Below are 19,951 nucleotides of genomic sequence, written 5' to 3' on the forward strand. Positions count from 1 at the left end.
CGGACTACGCGTGACCTGCGCGTGACCTATACGTCACATTTCGCGCCGCGATCCGTCACACGCTGCGCGCCGGCAAAATCTTGCCCGCACACGTACCGAAGCCGACGCGATACCCTTCGCCCTGACACCAGCCGGCGAGCGTCAGCTCGTCGCCGTCCTCGATGAACGTGCGGCTGCCTCCGCCATTCAGCGCGACCGGCTCCTTGCCGTTCCACGTCAGTTCGAGCAGGCTGCCGAACGAACCCTTCGTCGGCCCGCTGATCGTGCCCGAGCCCATCAGGTCGCCCACGCGCGTGTTGCAGCCGGCGACCGTGTGATGCGCGAGCTGCTGCGCCATCGTCCAGTACATGTACTTGAAGTTGGTACGGCAGATCGACGTGGCCTCGGCCGCGCCTTCGGCGCGCAGCGTCACTTCCAGCGCGATATCGAACGCATGCTTGCCCGCATGCCGCAGATACGCGAGCGGCTGCGGCGACTGCTCCGGCTGCGCGACGCGGAACGGTTCGAGCGCGTCGAGCGTGACGATCCACGGCGAGATCGTCGTCGCGAAGCCTTTCGAATTGAACGGCCCGAGCGGCACGTATTCCCACTGCTGGATATCGCGCGCGCTCCAGTCGTTCAGCAGCACCATCCCGAAGATATGCGCTTCCGCGTCCTCGCACGCGATCGGCTCACCGAGCGCGTTGCCCTTGCCGACGATGAAGCCCGTCTCCAGTTCGATGTCGAGCTTGCGGCACGCGCCGAACACCGGACGCTCCTGGTCGGGCAGCTTCAGTTGCCCGTTCGGGCGCCGCACCGGCGTGCCGCTCACGACCACCGACGACGCGCGGCCGTTGTAGCCGATCGGCATCTCCGACCAGTTCGGCAGCAGCGCATTCTTCGGATCACGGAACATCGAGCCGACGTTGGTCGCGTGCTCCTTCGACGAATAGAAATCGGTGTAGCCGGGAATCTCGACCGGCAGATGCAGCGTCGCGTCGCGCTGCGCGACGAGCACCTGCGCGCGCAGCGCCGCATCGTCACGCAGCGTCGCGTTGTCGCGCGAGAACAGCGCCGACAGCTGCGAGCGCACACTGCGCCATGCATCGCGGCCGAGCGCGACGAACGCGTTGAGCGTCGGCGCGGCGAACACGTCGGCGCCGGCCGGCAGCGTCACGACGCCCGCACGCGCGAGCGCCGCGAGATCGACGATCTGGTCGCCCAGTGCAACGCCGGCACGGCGCACGCCCTGCTTCGCATCGCTGAAGATTCCGAACGGCAGGTTCTGGATCGGGAAATCGCACGCGGGATCGTTCGCCGTGTCGATCCAGCTCTTGCGAGCCGGGTCGAGCGTCGCGCGCCAGTCTTGGATATCGCTCACTTTTGCTCCGGATTGAAGTGTTTCTTGATGCCTTGCCAGCATTCGAAGTAGTCGGCCTGCAGCTGCGCGGTGTCGAGCGCGTAGCGCGTCGGCCGGATCAGCGTGCGGGTTTCGAACATGAACGCCATCGTCGCGTCGACCTTGTGCGGCTTCGTCGTGTCGCTCGCCGACGCCTTCTCGAACGTGTCCGCATCGGGCCCGTGGCCCGACATGCAGTTGTGCAGGCTCGCGCCGCCCGGCACGAAGCCTTCGGCCTTCGCGTCGTACGCGCCGTGCACGAGCCCCATGAACTCGCTCGCGACGTTGCGGTGGAACCACGGCGGGCGGAACGTATCCTCGGCCGCGAGCCAGCGCGGGGGGAAGATCACGAAGTCGATCGTGTCGACGCCCGGCGTGTCGCTCTGCGCCTGCAGCACGAGGAAGATCGACGGATCGGGATGGTCGAAGCTGATCGAGCCGATCGTGTTGAACTGGCGCAGATCGTACTTATACGGTGCGTAGTTGCCGTGCCACGCGACGACGTCGAGCGGCGAATGGCCAATGTCCGCGCGCCACAGGCGCCCGTTCAGCTTCGCGATCAGCTCGAACGCGCCTTCGCGGTCTTCGTAGGCGGCCTGCGGCGTCAGGAAATCGCGCGGGTTCGCGAGCCCGTTCGAGCCGATCGGGCCGAGATCCGGCAGGCGCAGCAGCGCACCGAAGTTCTCGCAGATATAGCCGCGCGCATCGCCGTCCGGCAGCGCGACGGTGAAACGCACGCCGCGCGGAATCACCGCGATCTCGAACGGCTCGACGTCGAGCCGGCCGAATTCCGTCGCGATGAACAGCCGCCCCTGCTGCGGCACGATCAGCAGCTCGCCGTCCGCGCTGTAGAAGAAGCGGTCCTGCATCGAGCGGTTCGCCGCATACAGGTGGATCGCGCAGCCGTTCATCGCGGCGGCCGACCCGTTGCCGGCCATCGTCACGAGGCCGTCGACGAAATCGGTCGGCTCGACCGGCATCGGCAGCGGGTCCCAGCGCAGCTGGTTCGGCGGCGTCGGCGGCACGTCGGCCGAATCGCCGAATTCCGACACGAGCCGCTGCGCGCCCGCATACGGCTCGAACGGCCGGTGCACGGCGGCCGGGCGAATCCGGTACAGCCACGAGCGGCGATTGTGGCCGCGCGGCGCGGTGAACGCCGTGCCCGACAGCTGCTCCGCGTACAGTCCGTACGGCGCGCGCTGCGGCGAGTTGCGGCCGTGCGGCAATGCACCGGGCAGCGCCTCGGTCGCGAACTCGTTCGCAAAACCGCTCAGGTAGCCGGCGGTCGCCGGTTTCGACAGGTCAAGCGTCATCGTTTCCTTTCTCCATCAATTCAGGGCGGCGTTCGGCGCCTGCGCGCCGCTGCGCCGCGTGACCCCGGCCAAGCCCAGCACGAACAGCGCCGAGCACAGCACGGGCACCGCGGCCGCGTGGAACAGCGCGCCGTTGCTCCAGTTGAGCGCAATCAGTTGTCCGCCGACGAGCGGCCCGAGCACCGAGCCGATCCGGCCGATGCCGAGGCTCCAGCCGATGCCCGTCGAGCGCAGCGACGTCGGGTAATACTGGCCCGCGAGCGCGTTCACGGCCGGCTGCCCGCCGACCACACAGAACCCGCCCGCGAACACGACGACCAGCAGCCACGGCAGCGCATGCGCGACCGAGCCGATCAGTCCCACCGACATGGCCGCGCATGCGAAGCAGACGAACAGCACGCGCACGAAGCCGTAACGTTCGATGAACCAGCCGAGTGACAGCGTGCCGATCACGCCGCCCGTCTGCAGCACCGTGCCGACGATCACCGCCGTACCCGGCGAATAGCCGGCTTCGCGCATCACGGTCGGCAGCCAGTTCGACAGGAAGTACAGATCGATCAGGTTCATGAAGCTGATCGCCCACAGCAGCAGCGTGACCGGCAGGCGGCCATGGCGGAACAGTTCGGCCACCGGCGCGCCGCTCGCCGCGCGCTCGCGCACGACGAGCCGCGTATCCGCATCGATGCCGGCTTCCGGCGCGAACCGCGCGAGCCAGTCGCGCGCCTGCGCGACGCGCCCTTTCAGCACCAGGAACTGCAGCGACTCCGGCAGCCGCGCGACCATCGCGATCGTCAGCACGAGCGGCACCGCGCCGCCGACGAAGAACACCGAACGCCAGCCGAGCGCCGGAATCAGCGCCGCGCTGATGAAGCCGCCGAGCGCCGCGCCGAGCGTGAAGCCGCACGACACGATCATCATCCGCTTCACGCGATGCGCGGCCGGGCTGAACTCGCCGACCAGCGCCATCGCGTTCGGCATGATGCAGCCGAGGCCGAGCCCCGTGACGAAGCGCAGCGCCATCAGCACGGGAATCGAGCCCGCGAACGGCGTCGCGAGCATCGTCACCGCGAAGAACAGCGTCGAGCCGATCAGCACCGGGCGCCGCCCGATCCGGTCGGCCAGCACCGACAGCCCGAGCGCGCCGAGCAGCATCCCGAACAGGCTCGCGCTGAACACGGGCCCGAGCGCCTGCTTCGGCACACCCCATTCGGCGATCACGCTCGGCGCGACGTAGCCCATCGCCTGCGCATCGAAACCGTCGATCACGAGACACAGCCCGCACAGCGCGAGCAGCATCCAGTGAAAACCCTGGCGATGGGTCTCGTCGATCACGCGCTCGACTTCGAGCACGCGCGTATCGGCCGCCGCGCTCATCGCGCCACCTCGGCGGCCGGATGCACGGACGGTGTCACGCCCTGGCGCGCGAGCGCCATCGCTTCGCGCAGCACGTCGGCGTCACCGACCTGGTTCGCGAGCAACAGGATCAGCTTCGCGTTGACGAGCTGGCTGTCGGCATCCGACAGGTCGCGATGCATGTCGATCAGCGCTTCGTAGAACGCATCGGGGTCGGTCAGGCGCGGGCGGGTATCGAGTGGGGGCATGACGGTGTCTCCGGTGTCTTTGTCGTATTCAGCGTGCGCAGCTCGCGCGCGCCAGTGCGTCGGCGATCGCCTGACGGTCGAGCGTGCGCGTGCGGGCGCAGACGTGCTGGTCGGGCCGCAGCAGGTAGAACGTGCCGGGCTGCGCGTCGTAGCGCTGCGCGGCGAGCCCGTCGACGTCCTCCACGACGTCGACGCCGGCCGCCGGCTGCGCGTGCCCGGCCGGCACGACGAGCACCGGCCGCACCGGCAGCGCGAGACCGTCGACGGCCTGCGCGAGCGCGGCCGCATCGCCCGGCAATCCGAACAGCAGCCCGGTGAAGCCGCCGCGCAGATGCTGCAGCAGCCAGCCCGACGCGCCCTGCGCACGCACCGGCGCATCGGCCGCCGCCGCGCCCGGCCACATCGCGCACGCAAACGTGTCGCCGTTGCGGTCCGGCGTGTTGAGCGGCGAATCGGTCAGCACGGCCGGCACCGACAGGCGCCCGCTGTTCACCAGCTTGCGTGCGAACTCGCAGTCGCGCGCGAGCTTCAGCGTCGCGTCGCGGAACACGCGCGACACCGCGCTCTTCGGCGTGATGAAGTCAGTCGAGCGCGTCGAGTTGCGGATGTTCTCGTCGGCCGCGAACTCGCGCTCGCTCGCATAGGTGTCGAGCAGGCGGTCGTGCGCGCGGCCGTCGAGCACCAGCTTCAGCTTCCACGCGAGATTGTCCGCGTCCTGCACGCCGCTGTTCGCGCCGCGCGCGCCGAACGGCGACACGCCGTGCGCCGAATCGCCCGCGAACAGCACACGGCCGTGCCGGAACGTATCCATCCGCTGGCAGCGGAACGTATAGACGCTCACCCATTCGAGCTCGAACTCGACGTCCGCGCCGAGCAGCGCACGCACGCGCGGGATCACGCGCTCCGGCTGCTTCTCGGCGACCGGGTCGGCATCCCAGCCGAGCTGGAAGTCGATACGCCACACGTTGTCCGGCTGGCGGTGCAGCAGCACCGACTGGTTGCGGTGAAACGGCGGGTCGAACCAGAACCAGCGCTCGGTCGGAAACTCCGCCTTCATCTTCACGTCGGCGATCAGGAAGCGGTCCTTGAACGTGCGGCCGCGGCTTTCGAGACCCATCATCGTGCGCATCGGGCTGCGCGAGCCATCGGCCGCGATCACGTACTGCGCGCGCAGCGTCGCGACGCCGTCCGGCGTCTCGATCGTCAGCACCGCGTGTTCGGCCGACTGGTCGACGCCCGTCACCTTGTGCTTCCAGCGGATGTCGATGTTCGGCAGCTCGAACGCGCGATCGGCCAGATAGCCTTCGACGTAGTACTGCTGCAGGTTGATGAACGCGGGGCGCGCATGCCCCTCCTCGGGCAGCAGGTCGAACGCGTAAAGCTGTTCGTCCTGCAGGAACACCTTGCCGACGTGCCAGCTCACGCCCTTGTCGACGAAGCGCTCGCCGCAGCCGAGCCGGTCGAAGATCTCGAGCGTGCGCTTCGCGAAGCAGATCGCGCGCGAGCCGGTCGACAGCGTGTCGTCGTCGTCGAGCAGCACGACCGGCACGCCCTGCTGCGCGAGGTCGATCGCGGCGGCCAGGCCCACCGGGCCCGCGCCGACGACGATCACCGGGTGGACGGCCGCGTCGTGCGCGCGGGCGCGGTACTCGAACTTCAGCGTCTGGTAATCGATGCTCATGGTCGCCATCCGCGCGTCAACCCCGCCGTGCGCGCACCGCCGCGCCCGTCGCTCCGTCCGTCTCCTCGCGGCGCGCCTGCCCGCCTGTCCTGTCAACAACCGCCACGTCTCGCTCCTTGCTTCCTGTTGATTCGTAAACGGCGCCGTCTCGGGGCGCCCGCATGCCGCATTTCTTGATCGGCGACAAATACTGAATTTACGAATAGTAAAACCAATTACGAATAGTGAAATCAACGTAAACCCTAGGCGTTCGCTCGGGGACGGGATAACCATATGAGTGAAACGCCAAGCCGAGCGCGGCGCGCGCTGCTAATATCAAGTCAACGAGGCGGCCCTTTCGGCCGCCATTTTTCCTTTTCACGCCGATGATTCCGCCTACCATCCCCGAGCTGGTCACCCGTGCCGGGCAGCTGCCGTATCTGCGGGAACACCTCGCGCTTGCCGAAGGCGGCACCGCGTGCGCGAATCTGCCCGAGCGCACGCTCGCCAGCGCGTACGAGCCGATCTACGACGTGACGATGCCCGGCGCGCCGCAATCGACGTCGTTCGCCGACGCGATCGAGCGCTACGGCGACGAGCTCGGCTTCCAGGCCGTCACGCTCGTCACCGGCGCGCAGCACGACCCGGTCGACGCGGCCGTCGACGACCAGACGCTGGTCGCGATCGACCGCCTGTCGCGCGCGCTGCACGCGATCAATTTCTTCGGGGCGCAGCGTCACGGGCTGCTGTTCCTGCGCGTGCACGAGCGGCTGCTCAAGAGCGTGAAGTACGACCACGGCAAGCATTTCTCGTCGGTGCTGCAGCGCTTCGGACTGCCGCCCGAGCGGATCGTGATCGAGCTGCCGGCGGTCGCGGTCGCCCACAAGACGTTCCTCGGCTACCTGACGCGCAGCTATCAGCATCACGGCTTCAAGGTCGCGGACAAGCTGCCCGACCCGGGCCGCATCCTCGCGGTCGAATCGGACATGGCGCGCCCCGACTACATCAAGATGGATGCGGGCATCGCATTGCGCGACGGGATGGTCAAGGCGCTCGTCGCCTACGCGCAGCGCGTGCGGATTCCACTGATCTTCGACGGCGTGGTCGACGAGACGCAGTGCGAGCTGCTGCGCCAGCACGACGTGCGGTTCATGCAGGGGCCGGTGTTCGCGAAGGTGGTGACGGCCTGAGCGATCGGCGGGAGAAGCGCACGCGGAGCGCGGCGCGCCGGATGGCGGATGCCGGTGTCGGGTTGCCTCGGGAATCGGGTTTCAGTACACGCGTCGCTCGACGTCGGCCGGTTCCTCTTTCGTTCTCGCAGAAAAGTCGAACGCGCTTGCGCGCGAGCCCGGCACTGGCGCATCGGCGCCGATGTGCCGGCTATTCTGTGCCGCCGTCGTCGTACTTCGGTAGATCGTCGTCGATCTCGATGCCCGGGAAACGATCGCCGTACCAGACGTGCCAAGCCGGACGCAGCCGCGACGGCTCGTCGAGCGTCGCGTAATTGATCTCGACCGTCCGCGGCGCGTCAGAGCGCCGGTATTCGAGCTGCGCGCCGCAACGGCCGCAGAAGCGCCGCTCGCCCCATGCGCTCGACGCGTAGACGGTCGGTTCGCCCCGCAAATATTCGAATGCGTCGATCGGCACCGATGCCGATGCGACGACCGCCGCGCCGGTCGTGCGCTGGCAGAGCCGGCAGTGGCAGAAGCCGGCGTCGGTGGGAACGCCGGCGATACGGTAGCGGATCGCGCCGCACGCGCATCCGCCTTCCATCGGTTCGGGGTGCGCCATCGCAGACCTCGTCGTCGGGAAGCAGGCGAACGATGATGAGCGCGGTTCGCCCGTCGCGCAATACGCAACGACGGCGCATTGCCTCTGCGCCCACATCCGTCACACACGGATCGGTTGCCGCGCGACGGCAACGCCCGCGCGCTCGTCGCGCTCAGACCGTCTGCCCGAGCCGCTGCGCGAGCGCCTTCAGTTGCGGCCCGACCTGCGTGCGAAACACGTCTTCGTCCATCGACGACGCCGGGCCGCTGCAGCTCAGGATCAGCCAGCGCCCCTCGCGCGGCTCGCGAAACGGCACGGCCGCCGCGTTCACATCAGCGTGCCACGCGCGGAACGAATAGCAGCAACCGCCCGCCGAGAATTCGGCCACCGCCTGCTGCGCGGCGGCGACGAGCGCATCGGCGTCGGCCGCGCCGCCGGCCGCGCGGTGCAGTTCGGCATAGAGCGCGCGGCGCACGTCCTCCGGCTGCACGGCCAGATACGCGCGCCCCATCGAGCTCGTCAGCATCGACAGCCGCGAACCGGGCGCGAGCCCGAGCGTCAGCGCGGTCTCGCTGCGGATCGTCTCCAGATAGATCATGTCGAGCCCGTCGCGGCAGCCGAGCGACACGGCCGCGCCGATCTCGCGGGCGAGCGCCTGCATGTGCGGCCGCGCGAGATCGATCGTGCCAGAGCCCGACAGCAGCGCGTAGCCGAGCGACAGTACGCCCGCGTCCAGCGCATACTTGCCGAGCGTCTCGTCGTAGCGCAGATAGCCGAGTACGGTCAGCGTATAGGCCAGCCGGTTCACCGTCGCCTTCGGCAGCCCCGTGCGTTCCGCGAAATCGCGATTGCCCAGCATCGTCTCGCCGGGCCGGAAGGCGCGCAGCAGGTCGAGCCCGCGCGCGAGCGCGACGACGAACTTGCGCTCGTCGATCGTGGTGTCGTCGATGGTTGAAAGTGTCATCCGGTGCTACACTGAGGTCGATTTGCAAAACATTGTTCCGCACAGCGGAACGCAAGTCAAGCGAACTTCAGGCATCAGCCCGGAGCAAGCGCTGAAGCGCGACTTCTGCCCGACTGAAAGCACGGGCTCGGGGCCGGCGTCGAAGCGCCAGCTCCAACCGACCGTAAAGCATGGGGCCCGAGTCGGCGCTGAAGCGCCCACTCTGGCCGACCGCGAAGCATGGGGCCCGAGTAAGCGCTGAAGCGCCAACTCGGGCCGACAGGAGATGAGACGATGAGTGCTGCAACTTTTCATTGGGACGATCCGCTGCTGCTCGACCAGCAACTGACCGAAGAAGAGCGAATGGTCCGCGATGCCGCGCAGGCGTACGCACAGGACAAGCTCGCGCCGCGCGTCACCGAAGCGTTCCGCCACGAACGCACCGACGCGGCCATCTTTCGCGAGATGGGCGAGCTCGGCCTGCTCGGCCCGACGATTCCCGAGGAATACGGCGGCCCCGGCCTCAACTACGTGAGCTACGGGCTGATCGCGCGCGAAGTCGAGCGCGTCGATTCCGGTTACCGGTCGATGATGTCCGTGCAGTCGTCGCTCGTGATGGTGCCGATCTTCGAATTCGGCTCCGACGCGCAGAAGCAGAAATACCTGCCGAAGCTCGCGACCGGCGAATGGATCGGCTGCTTCGGCCTGACCGAGCCGAACCACGGCTCCGATCCGGGCAGCATGGTCACGCGCGCGAAGAAGGTGCCGGGCGGCTACGCGCTGTCCGGCGCGAAGATGTGGATCACCAACTCGCCGATCGCCGACGTGTTCGTCGTATGGGCCAAGCTGGAAGAGAACGGCAAGGACGCGATCCGCGGCTTCATCCTCGAGAAGGGCTGGAAAGGCCTGTCGGCGCCGGCGATCCACGGCAAGGTCGGGCTGCGCGCATCGATCACCGGCGAAATCGTCCTCGACGAGGTGTTCGTGCCCGAAGAGAACCTGATGCCGAACGTGAGCGGCCTGCGCGGCCCGTTCACCTGCCTGAACTCGGCGCGCTACGGGATCGCGTGGGGCGCGCTCGGCGCCGCCGAGTCCTGCTGGCACACCGCGCGTCAGTACGTGCTCGACCGCCAGCAGTTCGGCCGGCCGCTCGCCGCGAACCAGTTGATCCAGAAGAAGCTCGCCGACATGCAGACCGAAATCACGCTCGGCCTGCAAGGCGTGCTGCGCCTCGGCCGGATGAAGGACGAAGGCACGGCCGCCGTCGAGATCACGTCAATCATGAAGCGCAATTCGTGCGGCAAGGCGCTCGACATCGCCCGCCTCGCGCGCGACATGCTCGGCGGCAACGGCATCTCCGACGAATTCGGCGTCGCGCGCCACCTCGTGAACCTCGAAGTGGTCAACACGTACGAAGGCACGCACGACATCCACGCGCTGATCCTCGGCCGCGCGCAGACGGGCATCCAGGCATTCTTCTGATGATCCGGCCATGACGCGCGGCAGCGATGCCGTGCACGCCGCCCAAGCAAAAGCCCGCTCGGCATGACTGCCGAGCGGGCTTTTTTCATCGCAGCCGCGGCCGCGGGCCGCCGATGCTTACTTGTTCGGCTGCGGCGTCAGGCGCAGATACGGACGCACCGCGTTGAAGCCCTTCGGGAAGCGCTTCTTCAGCTCTTCCGGATCCTGCAGCGACGGCACGATCACGACATCGTCGCCGTCCTTCCAGTTGCCGGGCGTCGCGACCTTGTAATTATCGGTCAGTTGCAGCGAATCGATCACGCGCAGCACTTCGTCGAAGTTGCGCCCCGTGCTGGCCGGATAGGTGATCGTGAGCCGCACCTTCTTGTTCGGGTCGATCACGAACAGCGAACGCACCGTCAGCGTTTCGTTCGCGTTCGGGTGAATCATGTCGTACAGCTGCGACACCTTGCGATCCGCGTCGGCGATGATCGGGAAGCCCACGACCGTCGACTGCGTTTCGTTGATGTCGTTGATCCAGCCCTTGTGCGATTCGACGCCGTCGACCGACAGCGCGATCACCTTCACGTTGCGTTTCTCGAATTCGCCCTTCAGTTTCGAGGTCAGCCCGAGTTCGGTCGTGCACACCGGCGTGTAGTCGGCCGGATGGGAGAACAGGACGCCCCAGCTGTTGCCGAGCCACTCGTGAAACTTGATGGTGCCCAGGCTCGATTCCTGCTCGAAATCCGGTGCGATGTCGCCAAGACGCAGACTCATGATGTTCCCTCCTCGAACGATGCTGGTTGAAACCGCGCGCTGGACAGCGCGGGGCAGTCCATCAGCTTACGGGAAGCAATGGGTCGTGCGAACGATTATTCCGTTTGATATTCATACTTTTTTGTCATTTTTACCCGGCGTCATGGCAGGACGGAAGCTCGCGGTGGAAACTTTTCAACCCGTTTGCCGCTCTGTTCATGATTACAAGTCGTTTACCATGCAGTCTTGCGCTGCCGCCGTGTGTCTTCCCGGCTCGCCAGCAGGCAGGGGTTTCGCTACGATGTGAACCTGCAGCATGACAGCACGAAGGGAGTTGCAATGTCGGAAATCAACAAGGAGAAACTGATGTCGGATATCAAAACCGTTCTCTCGGACGCCGAAGACCTGCTCAAGCAAGCGGCGAGCAGCACGGGCGACCGTGCGGCCGAGCTGCGCGAGAAAGCCATGTCGCGCCTGAAGCAGGCCAAGGAAAAGGCAGCCGACGTCCAGGTCGTGGTGGTCGAGAAAGGCAAGAAGGCTGCACGCGCGACCGACGACTACGTGCACGAGCATCCGTGGACGTCGATCGGCGTGGCCGCCGGCGTCGGCGTGCTGATCGGCCTGCTGATCAACCGCAAGTAACGCGCTCTGCGCTGTTTCGTCCCGCAGGCCGCGTTGCGGCCTGCGGGCGTCGAAGCCTGCCGGCCCGCGCCGGCCGGCTTTGTCCTAGCTGCTTACTGCACGCGCAAGCACCTCACCCATGACGACAGACACCCCCTCGCAGCCGTCCGGTCAAGGACCGCTGCGCCGCCTCGTCGGCTCCGCCATCGGCCTTCTGCAGACGCGCCTCGAACTGGTGGGCATCGAGCTTGCCGAGGAGAAGGAGCGCCTGATGGGCGTGCTGTTCCTCGGACTCGCCGCGATGATGCTCGCGACGATGGCGCTCATCAGCCTGACCGTGCTGATCGCGATCGCGTTCTGGGATACCTACCGCTGGCAGGCGCTCGCCGCGATCACCGCGCTGTATGCCATTGGCGGCATCGCATGCGCGCTGAAGGCGCGCTCGGGCCTGCGCGACGCGCCGACCGTGTTCGAGGCGACGCTCGCCGAGCTCGAGAAAGATCGCGACCTGTTCCGCGGCAAGCCGTGAACGCCTTCGCGCTCATCCCTCCCACCTACTTCGCCGACGCGCCATGAGCCAGAACATCACGGGCAATCCCTCCCGCTCCCCTTCGTCGCGATCGAACTGGAGTGCGTCGCAGCATCGCGCGCTCCGCAAGGAATTGCTGATCCTGCGATCCGAAGTCGAGCGGCTCGAACTCGCGGAAGCCGCCGCCGAAATGCGTCAGGCCGTCACGCGCTTCAGCTGGCTCAAGGTGTTCATCCCCGGGCTGTCGACCAGCAGGTTCGGCCAGTCAGCCAAGAACCTGAACGCAAGCCTCGGCCAGCTCGTCAACCAGTATCCAATGTTGAGCTCGCTCGCGTCGCTCGTGCTTGCGAAACCCGTTCGCTCGCTGCTGCGTGCGAGCGCGGGCCCTGCGTTGAAGTGGGGCACGCTCGGCTTCGCCGCATGGGAGGTCTACCGGATCTGGAAGCAGTCTCGCGACGAACGCGGGCTCGACGCACATGACGACTGACCGTCAACATCCCGCGCACGGCCATGCGCCGCTGCGCGCCTTCCTTGCGCACTTAGCGCACGCCCCAGCAGACAGCGCCCGGTTCGTCGGCGCCATCGCTTCCTGCGTTGCCTTTCGTCCCGTCCGAGCGCAACGTGAACGTGCCGCATGCATCGTCGCGCATCGGACCGGTGTCGAGCGGCGTCGCCGCCAGTTCATAGCTCACCGGTGAACCGTCGCCATCCGGCCGCCCGAGCGTCAATCGATACACGGCATGCCCGTCCGGCGGCGCCTGCGCGAACGCGTCCGGCAACGCCGCAGGCGGCGCACCGTCCAGCGTTTCAAGATATTGGGCCGCACGGTACAGCGCAGACACCGCCGACGCACGGTGAACCCGAACGACATGTTCTCGATACGACGGGATCCCCCACCCGGCCAGCACGGCGACGATCGCGAGCACGATCATCAGCTCGATCAGCGTGAATCCGGCCGAGCGGCACCGGGGCAGGCGGCCGTTCATCGGAGTACCGCCGCGACACGACGCCAGCGCAACTCGACGATATGACCGTCGCGTATTACGACCTGATGTTGCAGCCAGACGGCGCTCGACGCGTGCGCGCCGACGCCACGCGCGGTGACCAGGTAAGCGCGGTCGCCGGCCTGCCGTGCCGGACGCCGCCACGCCTCGATTAGGCATCGCGGCGGCTGCGCGGCCATCGGCCATTCGGCGAATGGCGCGAACGCTTCGGCAACCGCCAGCGGCGGCATGTGTCGCCATGCGCCGGGCTCCGCGTGCGATACGCTTTCGTTCACATACGGCGCCGAGCCGCGCAGCAATCGTACGGTGCACGCGGCCAGCGCGGCATCGGCCGCGTGGAACGCGATCAACCGATCCGACAACGCGCGGGTACGGCGCGACTCCGTCAATGCGGCGTCGAACCATGTGCCGGTCAGTGCCGCGACTGCTGCGCCGACCGCGATCACCGCAGGCAAGGCAAGACCTGCGTCGCGACGCCACGCGCGGCGAGCAGGTCGGAAATGCATGCGTGGCTCGCGGGGACCCGCCGCCGGAACGCCGGCACATGCGGTCTGCTGCGGGTCGTCATCATTGGCGACGATGCGCTCATGGCCGTGCCGTGCCGTCACGCGTCGGGAGATGTCGTCTCGCGCGTACTGCGCTGCTTCAGTCATCGCGCCCCCTCGCGTGCTTGAGTCGCATCGAGCAACGCAACATCGGATGCGAGCGCGACGTTCCGCAACGCGATGATGCGATCGAGCGTCAACCGTGCGCGGCCGTCCGGTGCAACGGCGACGCGGCCGTCGCAGTCGATTTGCCGCGTCGGTTCGCGCATCGGTTCGCCGCGCGCCCGCACGCAGACATGCACGGCGACGACATCGCGCCAGTCGTCGGCACGTATCGCCTCGGCGTCGACGAATTGCATGGTGCCGCGACGCAAATAGCGCATGCGCAACTGATCGATTCCCGCCACGATAGGCTGCGGCGTACCCGGACGGCCGCTTCCCTCGCAGTACAGTTCGGGCTCGCCCGTCGACGGGCTGACATGCGCATCGAAGCGATTCTCCACCGGCGCCGGTTCGCCCGGCACGCCGACACCCTGCCCGAGGCAGTCCGACACCTGGCCGCTCACCGTCGCCCACGTCGAGACGGAATCGCCGACATACCTGACCAGCACCGCATCCGACGACAGACGCGCAGGCTCGCAGCGCACCTGTGCGCCACTACCGCGCACGCGCGCCGCCGAACAGCCGAACACCGGCGGCAACGACGAAGCCGCTTCGGCATCGAGCGGCCGGAATCCTGCCATCTGGATCTGCTGGCCGATCAGCATCAGCGCGGTCGCGGCGGCGTCGCGCATCCTGAACCCGTCTTCCGCGCGACGCTGCGCAATACGTTGCGCGTGGTACAGCGCACCGGCCGCTGCGAGCACGAGAAGCCCGACGGTCATCGCAATCAGCACTTCGAGCAGCGTATGGCCACGCGTACGGCGATCAGCGTTCATCGACGGCGCTATCCCGAAAGGGCATCCGGACACACGATGGCGGCTGCATCGACGTCCCCGTCGCACCGCAGCCCGGCGACGCACCCTGATTGCCGCCACGCCAGCCGACGACCACGTAACGGATACCCCCCGGCCCGCCATCGAGCGTCATCGCGCCGCCCGGCAACGATGCAGCCGCCAGCGCTACGAGGCCGTCATCGGCCGCGGCGGCATGCAGACGCTCGATACGTGCATCGGCCAGCCACAGCGCGCGTTCGCGCCAGATCGTCGTGCGCTGCACACGCGCCATCGTGAGCTGGCTGCCGACCACGGCCAGCATCACGGTAGCGAGCAACGCGATGGCCAGCGTCGCCTCGATCAGCGACGTGCCGCGCATGGCACTGCGCACGGCGATCACGCCGCGTCGCAGCGGCCGGCGACCAGCCGTGCGCGGCCGCCCGCCGCAATCCGGACGCAACGCGACGCGCGCGCATCGTCGGCGCTGGACACGCTGCGCCGTGGATGCAGTTCGAAACGCCGGATTCCGCCGATCGACTGACCGACCGGCGGAGCAAACGTCAGCTCGTGCGCGGCACCTGCGACGGCCACGTCGGCATCGCGCGGATAGCGCCGCAGCACACGCGACTGCCCGTTGACCTGCCCGCTGACAATCCACTCGCACGACCATTCGGCCGGATCGCATCGCTCACCGGCACGCAGGCATGCGCCGTCACGCCCGGCGCGACACAGCGTGACGCGCGCGCCGAGACGCGTTGCCTCGGTACGCGCAAACGACAGCGCCCCGAGCAGCGCCCGCGAGCGGGCATCCACGCGTTCGCGCATACGCCACTGGTCGAAGGTGGGCACCGCATAGAGCGCGAGCCCCGCCACCAGTGACATGGCGACCATCAGCTCGACGAGCGTGAATCCGCCCGGTCGTTGCAGCACATGCTTCAAGGGTTGAACGCCCCGTTCCATCGCAATCGTCCTCCGCCACGGTGATGCGATGACTGTAGCGGCGCGTGCGGACGGGCGCCATTTGCCGAACGGCCGACTGGCGACATGCGATCGCAACCGACACAATCGGCGCGAATCGAACCAACGGGGCAGACGATGAACGAACGCAGCGCGTCAGCGCTTACGTGGGGTCTTGGCGGGAGAGGCGCGACGGAACTCTTCGATCACGTCGGCAAATTCGGAAACGTCCTCGAACCGGCGATATACCGATGCGAAGCGGACATAGGCGATCGTATCGAGGCCGCGCAACTCGTTCATCACGAGTTCGCCCAGCTTCTCGCTACGCACTTCGCGCTCGCCAGTCGCGAGCAGTTGATACTCGATACGGGCGACCGCCGCGTCGATCGCGTCGGCGGCAACCGGCCGCTTGCGCAGCGCGAGTTGCATGCTGGCGACGATCTTGCGACGGTCGAATTCCGTGCGGCTGCCGTCCTTCTTCACGACGGCCGGCAGGTTCAGTTCGACCCGCTCGTACGTCGTGAAGCGCTTGTCGCAAGCCGAGCAGCGACGGCGCCGGCGAATCGCGGCGCCATCTTCGGACACGCGCGAGTCGACGACCTGCGTGTCGTCATGCCGGCAGAACGGGCAGCGCATCGGCGATCAGCGATAGACCGGGAAACGCTTGGTCAGCTCGGCGACCTGCGCGCGCACGCGCTCGATCGTCGCTGCGTCTTCCGGGTTCTCCAGCACGTCGGCGATCAGGTTGCCCACCTGCTCGGCCTCCGCCGGCCCGAAGCCGCGCGTCGTCATCGCCGGCGAACCCAGGCGCACACCGCTCGTCACGAACGGCTTTTCCGGATCGTTCGGGATCGCATTCTTGTTCACCGTGATGTGCGCCGCGCCGAGCGCCGCTTCCGCTGCCTTGCCCGTGATGTTCTTCGCGCGCAGGTCGACCAGCATCACGTGGCTTTCGGTGCGGCCCGACACGATCCGCAGCCCGCGCTTGACCAGCGTTTCGGCCAGCACGCGTGCGTTCTCGACCACCTTCTGCTGATATTCCTTGAACTCCGGCGACAGCGCTTCCTTGAACGCCACCGCCTTCGCCGCGATCACGTGCATCAGCGGGCCGCCCTGGATGCCCGGGAAGATCGCCGAGTTGATCGGCTTCTCGTACTCGGCCTTCATCAGGATCACGCCGCCGCGCGGGCCGCGCAGGCTCTTGTGCGTCGTCGTCGTCACGAAATCCGCGTGCGGCACCGGGTTCGGGTACACACCCGCCGCGATCAGGCCAGCGTAGTGCGCCATGTCGACCATCAGATACGCGCCCACCGACTTCGCGATCTTCGCCAGACGCTCGAAATCGATCTTCAGCGCAAACGCCGACGCGCCCGCGACGATCAGCTTCGGCTTGTGTTCCTGCGCGAGCTTCTCGGCCGCTTCGTAGTCGATGTCTTCGTTTTCGTTCAGGCCGTAGCTCACCACGTTGAACCACTTGCCCGACATGTTCACCGGCGAGCCGTGCGTCAGGTGGCCACCATGCGCGAGGCTCATGCCCATGATCGTGTCGCCCGGCTTGAGCATCGCGAAGAACACGCCCTGGTTCGCCTGCGAACCCGAGTTCGGCTGCACGTTCGCCGCTTCCGCACCGAACAGTTGCTTCACACGATCGATCGCCAGTTGCTCGACCACGTCGACGTACTCGCAACCGCCGTAGTAGCGCTTGCCCGGATACCCTTCCGCGTACTTGTTCGTGAGCTGCGAGCCCTGCGCGGCCATCACGGCCGGGCTCGTGTAGTTTTCCGACGCAATCAGCTCGATGTGATCTTCCTGGCGGCGGTTTTCCTGCTCGATCGCTGCAAAGATTTCGGGATCGACGTTCGCGATGGTGCTTTGGGCTCTGTCAAACATACGGTTTCCGTTAAGTGTGTACAGGTTGACCGGAGTGGCCGAGTACGGTGCGCTGCTGGCGAGACCAGCTCGACGTGGCGGAAGAATCCGTATGACGCGAGGCAGGACAGCCACCGGCGATGCACGCGACGGCGCACAACGGCTGCCCAGGCGAACGGCAAAAACGGCGCCCCGCGCTTCACGGTGGGATGCTCCACCTTGAACCCTGAGGGTTCTATCGCCAGTCACGCAGGGGTGATGAGCGCATTAGTGTATTGGATGCGTCATGAATAGGCAACCGCACGACAGGGCGCCTCAAACAATAAGGGCCAGACTCTACGCGCCCGTGCCGACACGCTTTGCCGTCTTGCCGCGGTGCGGCATTCTCAGTAGGCTTGCGGGATTCCACCCGCTATTCCGTTACCGACCAGGAGCAGCAATGATCGTGTTCGTCACAGGTGCGTCCGCCGGCTTCGGCGCCGCCATCGCCCGTGCCTTCGTCAAGGGCGGCCATCGAGTCGTCGCCACTGCACGCCGCAAGGATCGCCTCGATGCGCTCGCGGCCGAACTCGGCGACGCGCTGCTGCCGTTCGAGCTCGACGTGCGCGACCGCGCGGCCGTCGAAGCCGTGCCGGCCGCCCTTCCCGCCGAATTCGCGGCGCTCGACGTGCTCGTCAACAACGCCGGCCTCGCGCTCGGCGTCGAGCCGGCCCAGAAGGCGAGCCTCGACGAGTGGCAGACGATGATCGACACGAACTGCTCGGGCCTCGTGACCGTCACGCACGCGTTGCTGCCGGGCATGATCGCGCGCGGCCGCGGCCATATCTTCAATCTGGGCTCGGTGGCCGGCACCTATCCGTATCCGGGCGGAAACGTATACGGCGCGACCAAGGCTTTCGTCAGACAATTCAGCCTGAACCTGCGCACCGACCTGATCGGCACGCCGTTGCGCGTCACCGACATCGAACCGGGCCTGTGCGGCGGCACGGAATTCTCGAACGTCCGCTTCCGCGGCGACGATGCAAAGGCGGCGAACGTCTACCAGAACGTCCAGCCGCTCACGGCCGAGGACATCGCGGATACGATCTACTGGATCGCCACGCGCCCCGCGCACGTCAACATCAATACGATCGAAATGATGCCGGTCGCGCAAGCCCCGGCCGGCCTCACGATCCATCGCGGCTGACCCGTCGCCCGCAGCCGCGGGCCCGCCTCCGGCCGGCCTGCGGTGTGCTACGACGCACTACATTCCGTTACGAATCGGTTACGAATCGGGCCTTTGCCTTCCGGTAGAATGCGCGCCATGACTCAGCCTACCCGCTCCCCGGAAGCGCCGTCCGGCTTTACCTGGCCGGTGCGCGTGTACTACGAGGATACCGATGCAGGCGGCATCGTCTTCTATGCCAACTACCTGAAGTTCTTCGAGCGCGCCCGCACCGAGTGGCTCCGTGCATGCGGCGTCGACCAGCGTCGGCTCGCCGACGACACCGGTGCGATCTTCATCGTGCGCAGCACGTCGCTCGACTACCGCGCGCCGGCGCGACTCGACGACACGCTGACGATCACGAGCCGGCCCGGACGCATCGGCCGCGCCTCGGTGGAATTCACGCAGGAAGCCTGGTGTGGCGACACACTGCTCGTGGCCGGGCATATCCGCCTCGGCTGCGTCGACCGCCACGGCATCCGGCCCGCGGCCATCCCGCCGGTCGTGCTCGACGCGTTGCAACGCGGGCCCGTCATCGACGCCGGGCAGACTGGTTTGTCAACGAAGCGCGCATGAGCCCCGTTTAGACAAAGCCTATGAACTTGCCGTTCTGATTCGATACTAAGCAAGGTTCGGCGTCAGGCATGGCCGGCGCGCCGCGCCGCACGCACGCCGGACGCCCTTGCCGGGCACCCCCGAAGGGACGTTACTCAAACCTCTATGAATACTGTTCAAGACCTGTCGATCATTTCCCTCGTCCTCAACGCGAGCGTGCTGGCCCAGGCGGTGATGGGACTGCTGCTGCTGCTGTCGCTGATGTCGTGGACCTTCATCTTCCGCAAGTGGTTCGCGATCCGCCGCGCGCGTGCCCAGACCGAACGCTTCGAGAAGGATTTCTGGTCGGGCGGCGACCTGCAGGCGCTGTACCAGAGCGCAGCCAACAACCGCCACACGATCGGCGCACTCGAGCGGATCTTCGAATCGGGGATGCGCGAATTCCTGAAGGCGAAGGAAAAGCGCCTCAGCGATCCGGGCCTCGTGCTCGATGGCGCGCGCCGCGCGATGCGCGCGTCGTTCCAGCGTGAAATGGACGTGCTCGAAGCCAACCTCGCATTCCTCGCGTCGGTCGGCTCGGTCAGCCCGTACATCGGTCTGTTCGGCACGGTCTGGGGGATCATGAACTCGTTCCGCGGCCTCGCGAACGTGCAGCAGGCCACGCTCGCGAACGTCGCGCCGGGCATCGCCGAGGCGCTCGTCGCCACAGCGATCGGCCTGTTCGCCGCGATTCCGGCGGTGGTCGCGTACAACCGCTACGCGCACGACATCGACCGCCTCGCGATCCGCTTCGAGACCTTCATCGAAGAGTTCTCGAACATCCTGCAGCGTCAGGCCCAGTAAGGAGCGC

General features: G+C 67.1%; 23 protein-coding genes and 1 riboswitch. Of the genes, 8 read left to right on the forward strand and 15 right to left on the reverse strand.

The features are described from left to right. Positions 1–55 precede the first annotated feature (55 nt). From fahA to HWX07_RS12450, 5 genes are read right to left on the reverse strand one after another with little or no spacing between them, the layout of a single operon-like run. Complete coding sequence (fahA, locus tag HWX07_RS12430; protein ID WP_175876446.1) at positions 56–1,360, reverse strand: fumarylacetoacetase; 1,305 nt, start codon at positions 1,358–1,360, stop codon at positions 56–58. Continuing rightward, positions 1,357–2,691, reverse strand: a complete 1,335-nt coding sequence (gene hmgA / locus HWX07_RS12435; protein WP_175876447.1) for a homogentisate 1,2-dioxygenase — start codon at positions 2,689–2,691, stop codon at positions 1,357–1,359. The genes fahA and hmgA overlap by 4 nt, the downstream gene beginning before the upstream one ends. 15 nt (positions 2,692–2,706) lie before the next feature. Further along, positions 2,707–4,065, reverse strand: a complete 1,359-nt coding sequence (locus HWX07_RS12440; RefSeq protein ID WP_175876448.1) for an MFS transporter — start codon at positions 4,063–4,065, stop codon at positions 2,707–2,709. Continuing rightward, positions 4,062–4,292, reverse strand: a complete 231-nt coding sequence (locus HWX07_RS12445) for a DUF2783 domain-containing protein (protein WP_175876449.1) — start codon at positions 4,290–4,292, stop codon at positions 4,062–4,064. The genes HWX07_RS12440 and HWX07_RS12445 overlap by 4 nt, the downstream gene beginning before the upstream one ends. A gap of 28 nt (positions 4,293–4,320) precedes the next feature. Next, positions 4,321–5,982, reverse strand: a complete 1,662-nt coding sequence (locus HWX07_RS12450) for an FAD-dependent oxidoreductase (RefSeq protein WP_175876450.1) — start codon at positions 5,980–5,982, stop codon at positions 4,321–4,323. Positions 5,983–6,338: 356 nt separating this feature from the next. Here HWX07_RS12450 and HWX07_RS12455 point away from each other — a divergent pair, with 356 nt between their 5' ends. Further along, positions 6,339–7,142: an EAL domain-containing protein gene (locus HWX07_RS12455; RefSeq protein ID WP_006476784.1), complete on the forward strand. Its 804-nt coding sequence runs from the start codon at positions 6,339–6,341 to the stop codon at positions 7,140–7,142. Positions 7,143–7,332: 190 nt separating this feature from the next. On the opposite strand, the gene HWX07_RS12460 is transcribed toward HWX07_RS12455, so the two are convergent. Together HWX07_RS12460 and HWX07_RS12465 are read right to left on the reverse strand one after the other, a co-directional pair. Further along, positions 7,333–7,743 (reverse strand): GFA family protein, encoded by a 411-nt coding sequence (locus tag HWX07_RS12460; RefSeq protein ID WP_012327986.1) that lies wholly within the window; start codon positions 7,741–7,743, stop codon positions 7,333–7,335. Positions 7,744–7,894: 151 nt separating this feature from the next. Then, positions 7,895–8,686: an IclR family transcriptional regulator gene (locus HWX07_RS12465; RefSeq protein ID WP_027807486.1), complete on the reverse strand. Its 792-nt coding sequence runs from the start codon at positions 8,684–8,686 to the stop codon at positions 7,895–7,897. Between the two features lie 273 nt (positions 8,687–8,959). Between HWX07_RS12465 and HWX07_RS12470 the strand changes: the two genes are divergently transcribed. Continuing rightward, positions 8,960–10,147 (forward strand): acyl-CoA dehydrogenase, encoded by a 1,188-nt coding sequence (locus HWX07_RS12470; RefSeq protein ID WP_175808549.1) that lies wholly within the window; start codon positions 8,960–8,962, stop codon positions 10,145–10,147. A 117-nt stretch (positions 10,148–10,264) separates the two neighbouring features. Here HWX07_RS12470 and HWX07_RS12475 read toward each other — a convergent pair whose 3' ends face one another. Further along, complete coding sequence (locus HWX07_RS12475; protein ID WP_006476788.1) at positions 10,265–10,903, reverse strand: peroxiredoxin; 639 nt, start codon at positions 10,901–10,903, stop codon at positions 10,265–10,267. 318 nt (positions 10,904–11,221) lie between these two features. On the opposite strand from HWX07_RS12475, the gene HWX07_RS12480 reads away from it, so the two are divergent. The 3 genes from HWX07_RS12480 (at position 11,222) to HWX07_RS12490 (ending at position 12,519) form a co-directional block, all read left to right on the forward strand. Then, complete coding sequence (locus HWX07_RS12480; RefSeq protein ID WP_006494044.1) at positions 11,222–11,524, forward strand: YqjD family protein; 303 nt, start codon at positions 11,222–11,224, stop codon at positions 11,522–11,524. Between the two features lie 118 nt (positions 11,525–11,642). Beyond that, positions 11,643–12,032, forward strand: coding sequence for a phage holin family protein (locus HWX07_RS12485; protein ID WP_069616657.1), 390 nt, complete (start codon positions 11,643–11,645; stop codon positions 12,030–12,032). 43 nt (positions 12,033–12,075) lie between these two features. Next, positions 12,076–12,519, forward strand: a complete 444-nt coding sequence (locus tag HWX07_RS12490; RefSeq protein ID WP_175876451.1) for a DUF3318 domain-containing protein — start codon at positions 12,076–12,078, stop codon at positions 12,517–12,519. Positions 12,520–12,571: 52 nt separating this feature from the next. On the opposite strand, the gene HWX07_RS12495 is transcribed toward HWX07_RS12490, so the two are convergent. The 7 genes from HWX07_RS12495 to glyA form a co-directional block, all read right to left on the reverse strand. Beyond that, entirely contained in the window at positions 12,572–13,018 is a 447-nt protein-coding gene (locus HWX07_RS12495) for a type IV pilin protein (protein ID WP_175876452.1), read from the reverse strand. Then, a complete protein-coding gene (locus tag HWX07_RS12500; RefSeq protein WP_175876453.1) occupies positions 13,015–13,542 on the reverse strand; it encodes a pilus assembly protein in 528 nt (175 codons plus the stop codon). Before HWX07_RS12500 ends, HWX07_RS12495 begins: the two co-directional genes overlap by 4 nt. Before the next feature lie 143 nt (positions 13,543–13,685). Further along, entirely contained in the window at positions 13,686–14,519 is an 834-nt protein-coding gene (locus HWX07_RS12505; protein WP_175876454.1) for a PilW family protein, read from the reverse strand. Continuing rightward, a complete protein-coding gene (locus HWX07_RS12510) occupies positions 14,509–14,916 on the reverse strand; it encodes a hypothetical protein (RefSeq protein ID WP_175876455.1) in 408 nt (135 codons plus the stop codon). The genes HWX07_RS12505 and HWX07_RS12510 overlap by 11 nt, the downstream gene beginning before the upstream one ends. Beyond that, the gene (locus HWX07_RS12515; protein WP_175876456.1) at positions 14,913–15,476 is read right to left on the reverse strand and encodes a GspH/FimT family pseudopilin; all 564 of its coding nucleotides are present in this window, start codon (positions 15,474–15,476) and stop codon (positions 14,913–14,915) included. Before HWX07_RS12515 ends, HWX07_RS12510 begins: the two co-directional genes overlap by 4 nt. Before the next feature lie 153 nt (positions 15,477–15,629). Then, the gene (nrdR, locus tag HWX07_RS12520; RefSeq protein ID WP_011694173.1) at positions 15,630–16,109 is read right to left on the reverse strand and encodes a transcriptional regulator NrdR; all 480 of its coding nucleotides are present in this window, start codon (positions 16,107–16,109) and stop codon (positions 15,630–15,632) included. A gap of 6 nt (positions 16,110–16,115) precedes the next feature. After that, entirely contained in the window at positions 16,116–17,363 is a 1,248-nt protein-coding gene (gene glyA, locus HWX07_RS12525; RefSeq protein WP_011544684.1) for a serine hydroxymethyltransferase, read from the reverse strand. A 137-nt stretch (positions 17,364–17,500) separates the two neighbouring features. Further along, positions 17,501–17,601: riboswitch (ZMP/ZTP riboswitch) on the reverse strand. 180 nt (positions 17,602–17,781) lie between these two features. Between glyA and HWX07_RS12530 the strand changes: the two genes are divergently transcribed. The 3 genes from HWX07_RS12530 to tolQ all read left to right on the forward strand — a co-directional run bounded on the left by HWX07_RS12530 (position 17,782) and on the right by tolQ (position 19,944). Beyond that, positions 17,782–18,528, forward strand: a complete 747-nt coding sequence (locus HWX07_RS12530) for an SDR family NAD(P)-dependent oxidoreductase (protein WP_175876457.1) — start codon at positions 17,782–17,784, stop codon at positions 18,526–18,528. Positions 18,529–18,636: 108 nt separating this feature from the next. Then, entirely contained in the window at positions 18,637–19,122 is a 486-nt protein-coding gene (gene ybgC / locus HWX07_RS12535) for a tol-pal system-associated acyl-CoA thioesterase (RefSeq protein ID WP_053525121.1), read from the forward strand. Between the two features lie 144 nt (positions 19,123–19,266). Next, a complete protein-coding gene (gene tolQ, locus HWX07_RS12540; RefSeq protein WP_006476795.1) occupies positions 19,267–19,944 on the forward strand; it encodes a protein TolQ in 678 nt (225 codons plus the stop codon). Positions 19,945–19,951: the final 7 nt, after the last annotated feature.

It is taken from the genome of Burkholderia sp. BCC0097, from assembly GCF_902832985.1.
Classification (GTDB): Bacteria; Pseudomonadota; Gammaproteobacteria; order Burkholderiales; family Burkholderiaceae; genus Burkholderia; species Burkholderia orbicola.

What these genes read in the sequence shown, in the direction of transcription:
- HWX07_RS12530 (WP_175876457.1), top strand. Translation starts at nt 17,782, where the DNA reads ATGATCGTGTTCGTCACAGGTGCGTCCGCCGGCTTCGGCGCCGCCATC.
- HWX07_RS12450 (WP_175876450.1), bottom strand. Translation starts at nt 5,982, where the DNA reads ATGGCGACCATGAGCATCGATTACCAGACGCTGAAGTTCGAGTACCGC.
- HWX07_RS12440 (WP_175876448.1), bottom strand. Translation starts at nt 4,065, where the DNA reads ATGAGCGCGGCGGCCGATACGCGCGTGCTCGAAGTCGAGCGCGTGATC.
- HWX07_RS12485 (WP_069616657.1), top strand. Translation starts at nt 11,643, where the DNA reads ATGACGACAGACACCCCCTCGCAGCCGTCCGGTCAAGGACCGCTGCGC.
- HWX07_RS12515 (WP_175876456.1), bottom strand. Translation starts at nt 15,476, where the DNA reads ATGGAACGGGGCGTTCAACCCTTGAAGCATGTGCTGCAACGACCGGGC.
- HWX07_RS12455 (WP_006476784.1), top strand. Translation starts at nt 6,339, where the DNA reads ATGATTCCGCCTACCATCCCCGAGCTGGTCACCCGTGCCGGGCAGCTG.
- HWX07_RS12505 (WP_175876454.1), bottom strand. Translation starts at nt 14,519, where the DNA reads ATGAACGCTGATCGCCGTACGCGTGGCCATACGCTGCTCGAAGTGCTG.
- nrdR (WP_011694173.1), bottom strand. Translation starts at nt 16,109, where the DNA reads ATGCGCTGCCCGTTCTGCCGGCATGACGACACGCAGGTCGTCGACTCG.
- HWX07_RS12495 (WP_175876452.1), bottom strand. Translation starts at nt 13,018, where the DNA reads ATGAACGGCCGCCTGCCCCGGTGCCGCTCGGCCGGATTCACGCTGATC.
- HWX07_RS12490 (WP_175876451.1), top strand. Translation starts at nt 12,076, where the DNA reads ATGAGCCAGAACATCACGGGCAATCCCTCCCGCTCCCCTTCGTCGCGA.
- glyA (WP_011544684.1), bottom strand. Translation starts at nt 17,363, where the DNA reads ATGTTTGACAGAGCCCAAAGCACCATCGCGAACGTCGATCCCGAAATC.
- HWX07_RS12500 (WP_175876453.1), bottom strand. Translation starts at nt 13,542, where the DNA reads ATGCATTTCCGACCTGCTCGCCGCGCGTGGCGTCGCGACGCAGGTCTT.
- ybgC (WP_053525121.1), top strand. Translation starts at nt 18,637, where the DNA reads ATGCGCGCCATGACTCAGCCTACCCGCTCCCCGGAAGCGCCGTCCGGC.
- HWX07_RS12470 (WP_175808549.1), top strand. Translation starts at nt 8,960, where the DNA reads ATGAGTGCTGCAACTTTTCATTGGGACGATCCGCTGCTGCTCGACCAG.
- HWX07_RS12480 (WP_006494044.1), top strand. Translation starts at nt 11,222, where the DNA reads ATGTCGGAAATCAACAAGGAGAAACTGATGTCGGATATCAAAACCGTT.
- HWX07_RS12445 (WP_175876449.1), bottom strand. Translation starts at nt 4,292, where the DNA reads ATGCCCCCACTCGATACCCGCCCGCGCCTGACCGACCCCGATGCGTTC.
- HWX07_RS12465 (WP_027807486.1), bottom strand. Translation starts at nt 8,686, where the DNA reads ATGACACTTTCAACCATCGACGACACCACGATCGACGAGCGCAAGTTC.
- tolQ (WP_006476795.1), top strand. Translation starts at nt 19,267, where the DNA reads ATGAATACTGTTCAAGACCTGTCGATCATTTCCCTCGTCCTCAACGCG.
- hmgA (WP_175876447.1), bottom strand. Translation starts at nt 2,691, where the DNA reads ATGACGCTTGACCTGTCGAAACCGGCGACCGCCGGCTACCTGAGCGGT.
- HWX07_RS12475 (WP_006476788.1), bottom strand. Translation starts at nt 10,903, where the DNA reads ATGAGTCTGCGTCTTGGCGACATCGCACCGGATTTCGAGCAGGAATCG.
- HWX07_RS12460 (WP_012327986.1), bottom strand. Translation starts at nt 7,743, where the DNA reads ATGGCGCACCCCGAACCGATGGAAGGCGGATGCGCGTGCGGCGCGATC.